14 protein-coding genes are annotated in these 13,227 nt (G+C 50.8%); 8 read left to right on the forward strand and 6 right to left on the reverse strand.

Annotation, left to right across the window (positions count from 1 at the left end; all coding sequences use genetic code 11):
- Positions 1–8 precede the first annotated feature (8 nt).
- The 7 genes from P8J86_03930 (at position 9) to P8J86_03960 (ending at position 6,669) form a co-directional block, all read left to right on the forward strand.
- On the forward strand, positions 9–1,682 hold the full coding sequence (locus tag P8J86_03930) for a GspE/PulE family protein (protein MDG2053836.1): 1,674 nt from the start codon (positions 9–11) through the stop codon (positions 1,680–1,682).
- Positions 1,683–1,842: 160 nt separating this feature from the next.
- Entirely contained in the window at positions 1,843–3,216 is a 1,374-nt protein-coding gene (locus P8J86_03935; GenBank protein MDG2053837.1) for a hypothetical protein, read from the forward strand.
- Positions 3,217–3,235: 19 nt separating this feature from the next.
- The gene (locus tag P8J86_03940; protein ID MDG2053838.1) at positions 3,236–4,297 is read left to right on the forward strand and encodes a lysophospholipid acyltransferase family protein; all 1,062 of its coding nucleotides are present in this window, start codon (positions 3,236–3,238) and stop codon (positions 4,295–4,297) included.
- Positions 4,287–5,324 (forward strand): hypothetical protein, encoded by a 1,038-nt coding sequence (locus tag P8J86_03945; GenBank protein MDG2053839.1) that lies wholly within the window; start codon positions 4,287–4,289, stop codon positions 5,322–5,324. The genes P8J86_03940 and P8J86_03945 overlap by 11 nt, the downstream gene beginning before the upstream one ends.
- A gap of 42 nt (positions 5,325–5,366) precedes the next feature.
- Positions 5,367–5,768, forward strand: coding sequence for a response regulator (locus P8J86_03950; GenBank protein MDG2053840.1), 402 nt, complete (start codon positions 5,367–5,369; stop codon positions 5,766–5,768).
- 23 nt (positions 5,769–5,791) lie between these two features.
- Positions 5,792–6,112: a hypothetical protein gene (locus P8J86_03955; protein MDG2053841.1), complete on the forward strand. Its 321-nt coding sequence runs from the start codon at positions 5,792–5,794 to the stop codon at positions 6,110–6,112.
- Positions 6,113–6,255: 143 nt separating this feature from the next.
- Positions 6,256–6,669, forward strand: coding sequence for a hypothetical protein (locus tag P8J86_03960; GenBank protein ID MDG2053842.1), 414 nt, complete (start codon positions 6,256–6,258; stop codon positions 6,667–6,669).
- Between the two features lie 127 nt (positions 6,670–6,796).
- Here the strand turns inward: P8J86_03960 and P8J86_03965 are convergent, their stop codons facing one another.
- From P8J86_03965 to P8J86_03990, 6 genes are all read right to left on the reverse strand, one after another.
- Complete coding sequence (locus tag P8J86_03965; protein MDG2053843.1) at positions 6,797–7,594, reverse strand: hypothetical protein; 798 nt, start codon at positions 7,592–7,594, stop codon at positions 6,797–6,799.
- Between the two features lie 127 nt (positions 7,595–7,721).
- A complete protein-coding gene (locus P8J86_03970; GenBank protein ID MDG2053844.1) occupies positions 7,722–8,807 on the reverse strand; it encodes an ABC transporter ATP-binding protein in 1,086 nt (361 codons plus the stop codon).
- A 34-nt stretch (positions 8,808–8,841) separates the two neighbouring features.
- Positions 8,842–9,858, reverse strand: a complete 1,017-nt coding sequence (locus P8J86_03975; GenBank protein ID MDG2053845.1) for an ABC transporter permease — start codon at positions 9,856–9,858, stop codon at positions 8,842–8,844.
- A gap of 70 nt (positions 9,859–9,928) precedes the next feature.
- Positions 9,929–10,627 carry a hypothetical protein gene (locus tag P8J86_03980; protein ID MDG2053846.1) on the reverse strand — a complete coding sequence of 233 codons (699 nt, stop codon included), beginning with the start codon at positions 10,625–10,627 and terminating at the stop codon, positions 9,929–9,931.
- Positions 10,628–10,745: 118 nt separating this feature from the next.
- Positions 10,746–11,393, reverse strand: a complete 648-nt coding sequence (locus tag P8J86_03985) for a hypothetical protein (protein ID MDG2053847.1) — start codon at positions 11,391–11,393, stop codon at positions 10,746–10,748.
- An 85-nt stretch (positions 11,394–11,478) separates the two neighbouring features.
- Positions 11,479–12,066: an RNA polymerase sigma factor gene (locus P8J86_03990; protein ID MDG2053848.1), complete on the reverse strand. Its 588-nt coding sequence runs from the start codon at positions 12,064–12,066 to the stop codon at positions 11,479–11,481.
- A gap of 119 nt (positions 12,067–12,185) precedes the next feature.
- Here P8J86_03990 and P8J86_03995 point away from each other — a divergent pair, with 119 nt between their 5' ends.
- Positions 12,186–13,220 carry a calcium/sodium antiporter gene (locus P8J86_03995; GenBank protein MDG2053849.1) on the forward strand — a complete coding sequence of 345 codons (1,035 nt, stop codon included), beginning with the start codon at positions 12,186–12,188 and terminating at the stop codon, positions 13,218–13,220.
- Positions 13,221–13,227 lie beyond the last annotated feature (7 nt).

Below are 13,227 nucleotides of genomic sequence, written 5' to 3' on the forward strand. Positions count from 1 at the left end.
ATGCAAACGTGGCCCTTGGAACCATACTTGTTGAGCAACGTCTCCTAACTGATGACCAGTTGGCTACCGCCATTGTCGAGCAGGAGCGATCTGGCCAGCGTCTCGACCATGTTCTGGTGCGCCTTGGCATGGTCAGCGATAGCCAGGTACTTGCGGCGATCGGTGAACAGTTTTCAATGCCGGTGGTCGATCTGCAGTCCTACGAGATCACAGAAGAAGTACTCACGTCACTTCCTGCCAAATTGATTTTCAAAAAACGCTGTGTACCTCTTGCGATCAATGGTGACACACTTCAAGTTGCCACCTCTGACCCATTTGAACTAACTGCTTTCGATGAGCTACGAATACTCACTGGGAAGACCATTGATTTGGTGCTCGCTGATGAGACCAATTTAAGAAAGTTCATTCGGCGTCACTATGGCGTTGCGGGCGACACCCTTGATGCCTTAACAGACGACGACATTGACGTGCCAATTGATGTTGGCTTAAGCGGCGCCGAAGATGAACTCGGCCAGGCTCAAGAAGCGAGTGTTATTAAGTTGGTTAATGATCTGCTTGTTGAGGCGATTCGTGAACGAGCGACAGATATTCATATTGAGCCGTACGAAGATACGCTGATCATTCGATACCGAATTGACGGCATCCTTATATCCGCAGGTGTACCCACCACCGTTAGCAGATTTCGCCATGCAATCATCAGCCGAATCAAGATCATGGCCAACCTCAATATCGCCGAGAAACGCCGCCCACAGGATGGTCGAATTCTCTTTCGATACCAACAGGATGACTTTGATCTACGTGCAAGCGTGATTCCAATGCTCTTCGGCGAGGGTATTGTTCTGCGGCTACTCAACAAAAGTGCCATCCTGCTTGAGCTCGAAGATCTAGGAATGCCGCGCTTTATTCGTGAGCGATGGGATGATCTCATCGGCCGGCCACATGGCATCCTGCTCGTAACTGGTCCCACTGGTAGTGGAAAATCAACAACACTCTACGCTTCACTTAATAGAATTGTCAGTGATTCCGTCAAAGCAATAACCGTCGAAGATCCGGTGGAGTACCACGTTGATGGCGTAAACCAGATCCAAGTACATCATGACGTCGGACTCAATTTTGCCGCTGGTCTCCGAGCCATCCTTCGGCATGATCCGGACATTGTCATGATTGGTGAGATTAGAGATCAAGAAACGGCTGAAGCCGCAATTCAAGCGTCTCTCACTGGCCACCTCGTTTTTTCTACCCTACATACTAATGATGCTGCAAGCGCGACAACAAGACTTTTGGATATGGGTGTCGAGCCTTTCCTTGTCTCTAGTTCGCTTGAGGGCGTTCTGGCTCAGCGCCTAGTGCGGCGGGTTTGTTCAAACTGTGCGGAGCATGTCTCCGTAAAGTCACTTGATGTACCTGCAAGTTTCAAAGCACGGCCAGAAGATCATTTGCGTATTGGAAAAGGCTGTGGTGAATGCCGCCAGACCGGACTTCGGGGAAGGATCGGCCTCTTCGAGTTACTACGTGTGACAGAAGACGTTCGAACACAGATTATGGAGCGAACCAATGCCTCCACCATCAGCAAAGCCGCTGAGAAGGTTGGTGATCTAACGAGGCTGATTGACTCTGGACTCGAGAAGGTACGAGCTGGCGAAACCACATTTTCTGAGGTTCTACGGGTCACTCGGACGTAATGGGCGGGCCTAAGTAGCTTTTTCACCACCATAAGCCCAGATCAGTTGACGGGACTCTACAATCCTGGAACACTGCATGGCTAACGTAGATGGATAGAGATTTCTCTATGGTGAGCGTCTTACCCATTTCGTAAAAAGGCCCTTCAGGGAGGCGTTTTAGATGGCACTTCGTACAAATGCCGGTACCGGCGTTCTGGTCGCTTTGGTGGTTTTCATCTTGGTGTCCATCTTTCTATTGATTCTCTCGATTGTCATTTACGGTCGATATACAACTGAGAGAGAAAACAATGTAGAGGCGAACAATGCCCTGGGCGTCTATGTAGACACCGCCTCGCGAAACAACGACTCAGTAAAACTGATGGAAGCCGCTGCAAAGTCGCAACGCAAGACAGTCACTGCTTACCTGAACGGTAAGTCCGCTGATGTGATGCAGTATGTCGATGGCGACCCCAACACAACACTGGATGAGCTTAAGAAGAAGATGGCGGGGTTGAATCCAGGAACACAGAGCCTTCGACTGAAAATGCAAGAGATTGAACGATCTCGATCAAACACACAGAACGAACTTGATTCAACGAAGACGCAGCTTACCGATATGCAGGCTCAAGTCGAGCAGGGCCGTGATGACGCTGCAGCGGCTAAAGCTGCTCATGATCAAGAAATGCAGCAGGTCTCTGGCCGCATAGATGGTTATCGAAAAGCCGGAGACCGATACGTTACAGAGGTACAACAGCTTGCGGTTTCTTTAGAGGACGACAAAGAACGTTATCGCAATCGATATACCGGTGACATTGAAGATTTAGAAGACGAAACGGACAATCTACGAGACGAAAATGCTCGCCTGTTGAGTCGACTCAAAGAGCTTGAAGCACGCGTACTTGAAGCACGCGTTACAAGCCAGGATCCCGCGATGCTTGTCGATGGACAGATCATTGATACTGCTGGAAATGACATGGTATTCCTCGATCGTGGAAAGAATGACCGAATCGTCTTGGGTATGAACTTTGAGGTCTATGACGACCCCTCAGCCATTCGCGTGGACCCCCGTACGGGTGAGGTTGCTCGCGGCAAAGGAAGTATCCAAGTGACGAAGGTTGGCGACACGACTTCGACCGCGAGGATCACACGGGCGACAAGAGGACATCCCATTGTTCGTAACGATGTACTGGCGAATGCGATCTATGACCCCACCTATCAATTCAAGTTCTTGGTACATGGCCGCTTTGATTTGGATCAAGACGGAATTGCTGATTCAGACGAGGAGTACATCCGAAGTCTCATCAATGATTGGGGTGGGCTTAGTGTCCAGGCAACAAACGTACCGGGCGATCTAGATTTTCTTGTGCTTGGCGTAGAGCCGCCTCGACCGATGGATCTTGGTCCAAACCCAAATCAAGATCAGATGGATCTCTATGTACGCCAGTCTGAACTGGTCAGCCAATATCAGAACCTCATGGATCAGGCCAAGCAAGCTCAGATTCCTATCCTTAATGCCAATCGCTTGTTTATTCTGACCGGTAAGTCGGGGCGCTAACGACGCCCAGGAACCAACCGTGCCTCGACGCTCCGCACTTCGGGACTGGAGTGAATATCTTCCATTACGCACCTTCGCGAGCGTAGTGCAGTCATTCAGTCCAGAACAGAACTTGCATACTGCAGGCCTCGTCGGTTCTTTGTATTACCGATACTGCCGTAAACGCAGTAAAGAGGCCCGCTTTAACATTCAAAAAAGCTTCCCTGATTGGTCACCTTCAAAGGTGGATCGAATCGCTCGGGAATCGATGGAGCATATGTTCCGCGTCTTTATGGTCGATGCGCTTATTGCACATCGAATGATCAATCAAGCGAATTGGCCGCAGTACATTGATATGACTGGAACGCGCCATTTAGTTGATGAGCTTATCCATCCTAAGCCGTGCTTACTGGTCACTGGACATCATGGAAACTGGGAGATGATTGGTCATGCGTTAAGTATGCTTCGCTTCCCGATATCAGCCATCGCTAGACCACTGGATAACAAACTACTCAACGATTGGATACTTCGAGTCCGTGAATCTGAGGGACTCGAGATCATTACTAAAACGGGCGCCACCAAGCAACTCGAAAACATGGAGGAGCAAGGGCGTCACATTGGCTTCATTGGAGATCAAGATGCCGGCAATCAAGGCATCTTCGTTCCATTTTTTGGAAGATTGGCCTCAAGCCACAAATCAATGGCGCTGCTCGCACTTCGTTTTAATTCCACCATCATGGTCTCTGCCGCTCACCGAATCAATCGAACCATGCGTTACAAGATTGTTAACTCTGATGTCATTCGTCCTGATGATTGGGCAAATGTAGAGGATCCCATCTTCTACATCACCGCAAGAATCGCCCATGCGGTGGAAAAACTAATCCGCTTAGCTCCAAATCAGTACTTCTGGCTGCACCGAAGATGGAAGAGCCGCCCTCGCTTTGAACGGGAGGGGCGTCCAGTACCCGTCGCCATGCGAAATAAGATCGACTCTCTACCATGGCTCAATGGTGCTGCGATAGACCAAATTATCGCCAATAGTTCACCTTCTGAAGAACGCCCCACGCACGCAGGCGACCGACCCCTCTCAAATGAGACATAAAGCTATCAACATCGCGGAGTACGTGGCGATACGTACACTTGGCTGCTTTCCCGCAGCAGCAAGTATTCCTGCTGGCCGAGCCTTGGCTCGCCTTGTTGGCAGACTTGTTGATGCTTCTAATCCACGACGTCAAAAACGAATGGAGCAGAACATTGCCTTAGCGTTTCCCGACTGGTCTCCTCAAAGGATCAAAGAGGTTCGACAACAGTCAATGGAACACTTGATGCAAGTCGTCATGGTAGATGCTCAAATAATGCATCGCGTGATCACTGAATCAACATGGCCTCAATACCTCTTTCTGGAATCAGCTGCTTCACTACTGGACAGACTGATGCGGCGAGAACCAATGGTGGTGTTGACGGCGCACTATGGAAATTGGGAAATGCTTGGCTTCGCACTCTCAGCGCTTGAATATCCCATCGATGCCGTGATTGCTCGTCCAGTGGGAAACAAACTGATCTATGATTGGATTCTGAGAATTCGGCAGGCATATGGCACGCGCATTATTTCACAGGAAGGCGCCACGCCAATCTTGACGAACTTACTTGAATCGGGCGGTCGCGTTGGAACAACGGCCGATCAAAACGCTGGCAATCGTGGCGTCTTCGTTCCATTCTTTGGCCGCCTTGCTTCAAGCTATAAAGCCATCGCGATGATGGCGATTCGACACAACGTGCCTGTCGTCATTGGGTGTGCCCGTCGCCGCAAGGGTGAATTGTCCTATGAACTTCATGTACAAGACATTATCCCGCCTGACGATTGGGCTGAACAAGATGATCCAACTTTTTACATTAGTGCTCGCTACACACGTGCGATCGAAGATATGGTTCGTATCGCTCCGGAGCAGTATTTGTGGCTTCACCGTCGATGGAAAAGTCGTCCTCGATTTGAGCGGGAGGGCAAGCCGATGCCACAGAAACTCATCGATAAGATTGCTGCCCTTCCATGGATGACTGATCAGGAGCTTGAACTAATCATTGAGCGATCACAACCAACCCAGAGCACGCCAATCGTTTCGGCTACTTGAGATATCAGAACCTCTTCGGATAACCAGATACACTGCTTCTATATGCACCAAGCCCGCCTCCATAATCGGTCCATTCTCATTGTCGATGACGACGAGGACATCTTGCGCAGCATGGAAATCGCCATTAAGTCTGAAGGAGCAAGCACCGAGACGGCCATGGATGGCAATACAGCCATATCGATGTGCAATCACAGCAATCCAGATGCCGTGGTGCTCGATATGATGCTACCCAAGCGGTCGGGCTTTCTCGTGCTGGAACAGATTCGAGAGCTTCCTGAAGCACCGATCGTGATTATGGTGACCGCAAATGAAGGCCGACGTCATAAGGCCTATGCTGAATCTCTGGGTGTTCATGACTATCTCAATAAACCAGTAGCATTAGACAGTCTGATTGAAACACTCGCTCGCCTTCTTGCGGAAAGAGATGCATTAGAAGGTTCCTAATAGACTAAACCAGTAGACCTTTTTTGGAATTTGTACACTTGGCTCAGCAGTTCGTCATCCTCTCTAAGCAAGAATCCTCCAGTGGCGAACTTATGCCCCTTGGTGATCGCAAGGAATTTCTTGCCCAGCTCAGTCAACTGAACACTCATCCATCACGTCCAGGCGAAGATATTCTTTTTGGCCCCGGCATTCGCTTAGAACTTCCGCCTGACGAGGATCCAATCAAGCAAGTACTACTGACTATTGTTGAACAAGAAATCGCCTGGCTGGTCATTATGCGTCTTGCTCGCAAACTGGATTGGAAAATAATGGATCCGTTGAGTGGACGAGAATTGACGCCCTAAGAATTGCCAGTCACCAAATCTGCTTTTATAAAAACAGCTGGCTTCTTCCTAATCATGTCCATGAAATGAGTTGCTCACCCGGATGAGCTTGCCAGCTGCTAGGATGGGTTCCCGCAGATGAAAGAAAGCCGGGAGGAAAACCGATGCCACAAGAAACAAAGTCTCACGAAGATCATCAATCAGATAGTCCACTAAAACAAGGCTGTTGTTTTTCGCCTGATGATCCAGAGTTGTTTAATCAGGGGCTGCGTTTCGCAACTGACTATCGCGGCGATGTCACGATCAACTTGACCGACGGCACCGTCCTTCAGGGCTTCGTTTTCGATTACAACCCTGCTGAGTCTATCGATCAGTCATCAATTCAAATCATGCCTGCAAAGGGTGGTGGACGTCATTGCATTCCAGTGAGCAAGATCAGCCAGGTGAACATCAGCGGCCGCGACATGGCTGCTGGCAAGTCCTTTGACACCTGGATCCGTAAATACGTCGAGAAGAAGATTAAAGGCGAGGCTGCCAATATTGAGTGTGAGTCATTAGACGACGAAGTCCTTGGTTGAATGAGGCACACTTTCTGCATCAAAACGTTCGTTTCATTTGATCACTACCTTTGGGTAGGACCTGTGGGCGCGCTTTGATAGTGAAGCGGGCGAGCAAACGAAAAACATTTGCCGTTCGCAGGAGCTTTTAGCCAACCCGTTTCAGTAAGTCTTCTATCGGTGTTACAAATTGGTGGGGGCCATCATTGAAAACCGCACTTCGAATCCCTTCTTTGAAGAGGCGATTCAAGTAGGGCTGCGCATGCTCAACTGGAAGCGGAACGACACGATCTCCCTCACTGTTGTTTTGCCCACCCGTGTCACCAAGTTGTTTCTGACGAGCGAAACGACTGGCTTGACTGCGATTTGAGAACGTGACAATGCAGGGCTCTTCATTGGCGATTGAGACCACTGGTTGATCTGGCCATGCCATTTCAGTGACGATGTACCAGCGCGACAGGGAACAAAGCGCTTGAAGAACACGGTTGTAGTCGACAGTTTCATTGGTACTTGTCGCTGACATCACGAGGGCATCAATACGTGGATGCGTTGCCCCACTCACCTCACGCTCCATGCGCTCAAGAGCGCTGGTGGCCATAGAAAAACCAAAGGGACCGTGATTAAAACGAATCTGCTCTATCCCATGGTCGGCCAGCATTAACGCATAGCTCAACGCAGCATCCGGGTTAATATCAATAATGCTGCTACTGGGACCCAGTTCAGCAAGGTAGGGCGCGGCTCTGCTGGATTCAGAGAAGAACATGAGGTGCGGCTCTTCTTCCTCGAAGTCTATCCATGGAAGAATATCCGGGTTATCACCACAGCCAATGTAATACCACTGCTGTAGACCAAACATTGACCGGAATAACGCAAGTTGTGAAGGATGAGTCTGCTGACCCACCCACGCTTGTGCAAGAGCATCAATTCTATTTAGGCCGACCATCATTGGCTCCTTTTGGTGCCGCCGGATCTCAAACCCATCGCTTCTAAAAATTGATACGACAGAAGTGCCCCTTCGGTTCCCGATGGTGCGCCGAGAGGTTAATTGTTCCGTATCGGTGAAAAGCGAGGCATCATGACGCTGATGATCGGAAACGTCCTGAAGCCACTTCAGGACGCCTCTGAGGGGATCCTGGCGCCTTATCAGGCGATTGGCAGAGAACCCAGTGGTTTTCCGCTGCTTCCCACAGAATCGGCTCCTGATCAGTTTGATCTGACCAGTGGGGCCACCAAGGTTTTAGCCCAGGTGTGCCCGGTACCGCCTCCCGAGCCCGAGGGTCTTCCAGGGTCTGGTCAATCGTGAGCAATCTGTCGACACGCTCCCCCATCCGGGGGATCGAGGCCAATAGCCCACGCGTGTAAGGATGCAGAGGCGCCTCAAACAAATTCGCAACGGTAGCGCATTCGCAAATGCGCCCGCCATACATCACATAAACAACATCAGTATGTTGACGAACGAGTCCCAAGTCGTGCGTAATAAGCAGGATGCCCATATCTCGTTCACAGGCAAGTTTTTCAAGCTGCTTGAGTACTTCTGCTTGGGTCGTTACATCAAGAGCGGTGGTTGGTTCATCGGCGACTAAGAGCTTTGGTTGGCAAACTAAACCCATTGCAATCATGACGCGTTGGCGCATACCACCGCTGAACTGATGTGGATACTCTCGCATGCGCTGTAACGGCTCGGCGATTCCAACCTCACCCAATGCAATAGCTGCAATTTCCCGCGCCTCTTTTCGGCCCACCTTTTGATGTAATGAGACGGCCTCCGTTAACTGATCTCCGATTGAGAACACCGGGTTCAGTGAAGTCATTGGCTCTTGGAAGATCATGGCAATTTCACTTCCTCGCACATCCCTTATCTGGGCGGGACTGAGTTTAGTGAGATCCCTGCCCTCAAGTTCAATCGCCTGTGCATGGACTTGTGCTGGTGGTTCTGGCAGTAACCGGAGCATGCTTAATGCGGTGACCGACTTGCCACACCCAGACTCCCCTACCAAACTCACTACCTGACCAGCGAAGACTGAAATATTCACACCATTGACTGCCTGTACTTGGCTGCCATTTTCAAGCCCAAAACTGATTGAGAGATTACTGACCCGCAACAACGGTCGCGTCTCTGTACTGGCAGCATTGGTATCGGTTTGAGGTTTGGTTTTCATAGGCTTAATTAGGTTCAGCTTTGATGACAGTGATCTACTGTGATCTTCGCCTCGGATCAAAGACGTCTCGAAGAGCCTCTCCAAGGAAGTTTAAGGTCAAGAGTGTGACACCAATCAGGAGACAGGGCCACAAAATAAGCCACCATCGCACCCGCACTACATTTAGTTCGCTCAGTCCAGACGCGGCCATATTGCCCCAGCTAGGCAGTGGCTCACGGACACCGATGCCCAGGAAACTCAAGAATGACTCACTGAGTATCGCCATCGGTACAGTGAGCGTCGCATAGACAATGATGGGACCCAATAGGTTTGGTAAAAGATGCACGACGAACTGCCGGCGCACAGGCACACCGACTGCTCTCGTAGCCTCCATGAACGGTTGGGCCTTCAAACTGAGAACCTGGCCACGAATGACTCTTGCAATCGTGAGCCAACTCACCGAGCCAATCGCAATCCAGAGAGTCAGCACATTGACCCACTGCCGCGCCCCGGGTGAGATCGTCGTGCCTTGGCGTTGAAAGATCCCGTCTACAGCAAGCCCAATGAGAACAACCAGCAAGATGTATGGAAGACCATAAAGCACATCAACCGTGCGCATGAGCAAGCCATCCCAGCGACCGCCTAAACCTGCTGCTAATGATCCGTAGAGTGTGCCAACCAAGATGGCCAGTGCGGCAGCTGACAGTCCAACGACAAGACTGATTCCACCTCCAGCCAAGCTGCGAATAAAAACATCACGACCTAATTTGTCGGTTCCGAAAATTGGACGTGGCGTGGAGCCAGTCTCTGCCTTGATGCTGGCGATTTGTGCTCGCTCGACTTCATTGTGTGGTGCCCAGAATGGCGGCAATAGTGACTTTGATAGATCAGTTGCCTCAATCCGGCGTGGTGCATTCGATGATTCTCCATCCGTCCCGAGTGTGTACGGGAGTGTCCCCAGGCAGGCCACTGCAATGGCAACGACAATCGATGCCGAAATGATGGCCGTTCGGCGGGATGAACGACCCGATTTCAGACGCTTGCTTGTATGTACGGAGCCGGCACGAGGCATCGTGGTGCATCGTACTGGTTCATAACGCCGTCGTGCCAATCTTCGCAAAGACTGTTCACGAATCTATTCACTATTGAGATTCAGAACCATCAGGAGCGACCGTCCGCTCTGCCTCTCCCAGGCCAGCCTCGGCGAGTAGATCTTGGTATTGCTGCTCTACGACTGCCCCGAAATTTGCCTGGTCATCAGCAATTGAGGCCTCTAATTCTTCAACATGTTCCCGTAAGCGTTGCAGATACAGTTCACGGACCTTGTGGCTCAGTACCACTTGCATGTAGACCAATCCTCGTAGCTGGCTATTAAGAGCCCCAACCGGCTTTGAGTCACCCCCATACTCCTGAACCGCAACTCGCATGTCATTGGTCACCCGAGTGACCTGCATCTCATTACGGATTTCTTGGAGCTTGAGCTCGTAAAGTGTGGGATCAACCTCACGAAGCTCAACCAGGGCACTAATCCGCCCACCGTACCGCTGGAGAGCCTGTTCTAGTAACTCTGGCTCGTCGCCGCATGTCTGTCGCAGTCGTTCTCCCCAAGCAGGATCAATCTGCTCAGCAACATCGATGCACTGATCCACAAATGAAGCTGAATCAGTGATCTTTCCTTCATGCTGTTGGACTGGAATCATCCGAACGGAGTCCGGCATCGGCGCTTCAAATTGAGCCGTTTCCTCTGGTTGTGCCTGGCTCAATGCAGCAGACACAATCAGCAACGTCAAACACATAGAGATCATGATCAGAACGAATAGACTTCCGAGAGTGGTGCGCATGGACGTTTCCCTACCGAGATAGCGTTCTCTTGAAAGATTCATCATTAAGATGCCTGTTGAGATCTACACGCAAGACGTTACAACGATCTTAGTGCTCTCGCCAGGCGATTAATAGCAATCAAATTCCTAAGTCAGAGCTCATAAGCTCATATTGTCGGGAACCATTTTCTTGGGATTCATTTGAGGCTTCCTCGATGATGGTGGCCATGTCACCAACAAGATCGGAATAGGACATTCGATCTGTTTCCATCAACTGGGAAACTGGGCTACCAATCTCTTCACGTGAGACAACAAAAACTGCTTTACCTGTTCTTGTCAAAGGTGATTGCTGTGGCCCAATTGGCTTGGAAAAGAGAATGATGCTTGGAGCTTCACCTGAGCTTGCGAGCATTGGTTGGCTGGATTGCAGATCATTCGGAATCGACTCTGTTGCCGCCCAAACGGCCACAATGAATGCCAGCCCAACGGCAGCAGCCATTGCCAGGCGGGCGAAGATCGGTGTGCGCCATATCGACTGGCGCGTCCCTTGAAAATCACCCCGCAGTTGATTCGGAACAGGCAATTCATCAACTGAAGCCTGGTAGATACGATCAGCTAAGCCCTCGGGTACTGCTTGCGCATGAGCCATACGCGCTAAATCAACATCGATTTGATTCAGCTCTGGATCCACTGGATGACCAGTTGAGGTGAATGCAGATTCAGCCGCAGGCCACTGCCCATGCGGATCTCCAGACCCAGGTTCATGATGTGAATGAGGCGAATTCATTTCGTATCTCCGTAATAACTAACGTCTTATCTGGTTCGACATTGCCTTTTATTGCCGGACAACCAGTTTGTTTTTCAAAAAGTCGCTAATCAGGCTCATAATCACGTCTTTCCATCAATTCTCGGAGCTTTTTCAATGCTCGATGCTGCCTGGCCAGCACCGTGCCCAGCGGCTCATCAAGAATCTCAGCGATCTGTTTGAAGCTCAGATCTCCAAAATGACGCAGCTGAAGGATCTTCTGATCAGCATCCGGAAGTTCGCTGAGTGCCCCTCGCAGCCGACTGGTTATTTCTGAATCAATATCGTCACCCAACGATGCCGATCCCATTGACTGGCTGCTGCTGGCATGGAGCCCACTGAGGGTGTCATCAGCCACTGGTGTTGCCTGCCGCTTACGGCGCCGCATTTCATCACGAAGGCGGTTAACGGCAATCCGGAAAAGCCAAGACTCAAACTTCCCCACCTCCTTGTAGTCTTGCAGCTTGGTCGCAAGCGTACAGAAGGTCGATTGAGTGATTTCCTCTGCGAGATTTGGGTCATTGCATCGCGCTCGGATCAGACCAAAGATGCGTCGGCTATAGGCTTCAACAAGCTGTTTCCAGGCATATTGATCGCCCTCCGCTGCCTGGGTCAGTAAGGTCCCCAGTTCGTCTTTATCGAACTGTGATGGCATAGTGCATTCTTGATCTGGGGTTAATGAGGCGGATACAGCCTCTGGCTTATTGGGTCGAACAGTTAGTTTAGATGCTGTTAGCACCACGGCTTTGTTCCGGTCACTACAATCACCCAGGAATGATCGGTTCTATCGGCGATTTGCTCAACTCTAGTCCTGGACCATCACTTGCTGCCATTCTCCTGGTGGCTGGTCTCGCCTTACTCATGTTAGGCGGACATTGGGTGGTAGATGGATCTGTTCGGATTGCCGAACGGCTAGGCATTTCTACGCTGATTATTGGCTTGACCGTCGTTGCCTTTGGCACAAGCGCTCCTGAGCTCGCCTTGAACATTATTGCAGCTCTGAGCGGGTCATCTAAATTGAGCTTCGGAAATGTCATTGGCTCCAATATTGCCAATATCGGTCTAGTCATCGGTATTTCAGCGGTGATTCTCCCCCTCTATGTCACGAGCAAGGTTCTGAGACGGGAGATGCCATTGATGGTGCTCGCCACAGTCTTAACCATCTGCCTCGGTGCTTTGGGCTTGGTCTTACCGGGAACAGGCGGCTTTGCAGGATTTGGGTGGATCCAAGGACTTGTATTGACACTCTGCTTTGTCTTCTGCGCTATTCTGTGGGTTCGACAGGGCCTAGGCGATCGCAAGGATAAGCTTGTGGAAGAGGCCCGCAACCTTGTGAGCCAGGATGAGCCAGCATCTATCTGGCCTGGTTTCTGGCTGTGCCTTATGGGGCTGCTGGCGCTCATCATTGGTGGCAAGCTCACAGAGACAGGCGCCGTTGGACTTGCTCAATGGTGGGGCTTAAGCGATGAGCTCATTGGCCTGACCATTGTGGCTGTTGCTACGAGCCTCCCAGAAATTTCGACCTCTTTGACCGCACTGAAGCGCAACCAACCAGATCTGGCGGTCGGCAATGTGGTGGGATCCAACCTGTTTAACTTGCTGCTTGTTCTAGGCGTGACTGCATTTGCAGGCGTGGTCCCCATTCCAATGCCGTTCGGATGGTGGGATTTAGGCGCCATGCTGGTCTTTACAATCATTCTCGTGCCAATCGCGATTTCCGGGCCAGCACGTATCACGCGCGCCGAAGGCATCACCCTCTTGGTCATGTACGCGGCATACATCACCTGGAGTATTCTGCGTGAGATATAGGCAGAAG

This window comes from Phycisphaerales bacterium (assembly GCA_029268515.1).
Lineage (GTDB): Bacteria > Planctomycetota > Phycisphaerae > Phycisphaerales > SM1A02 > JAQWNP01.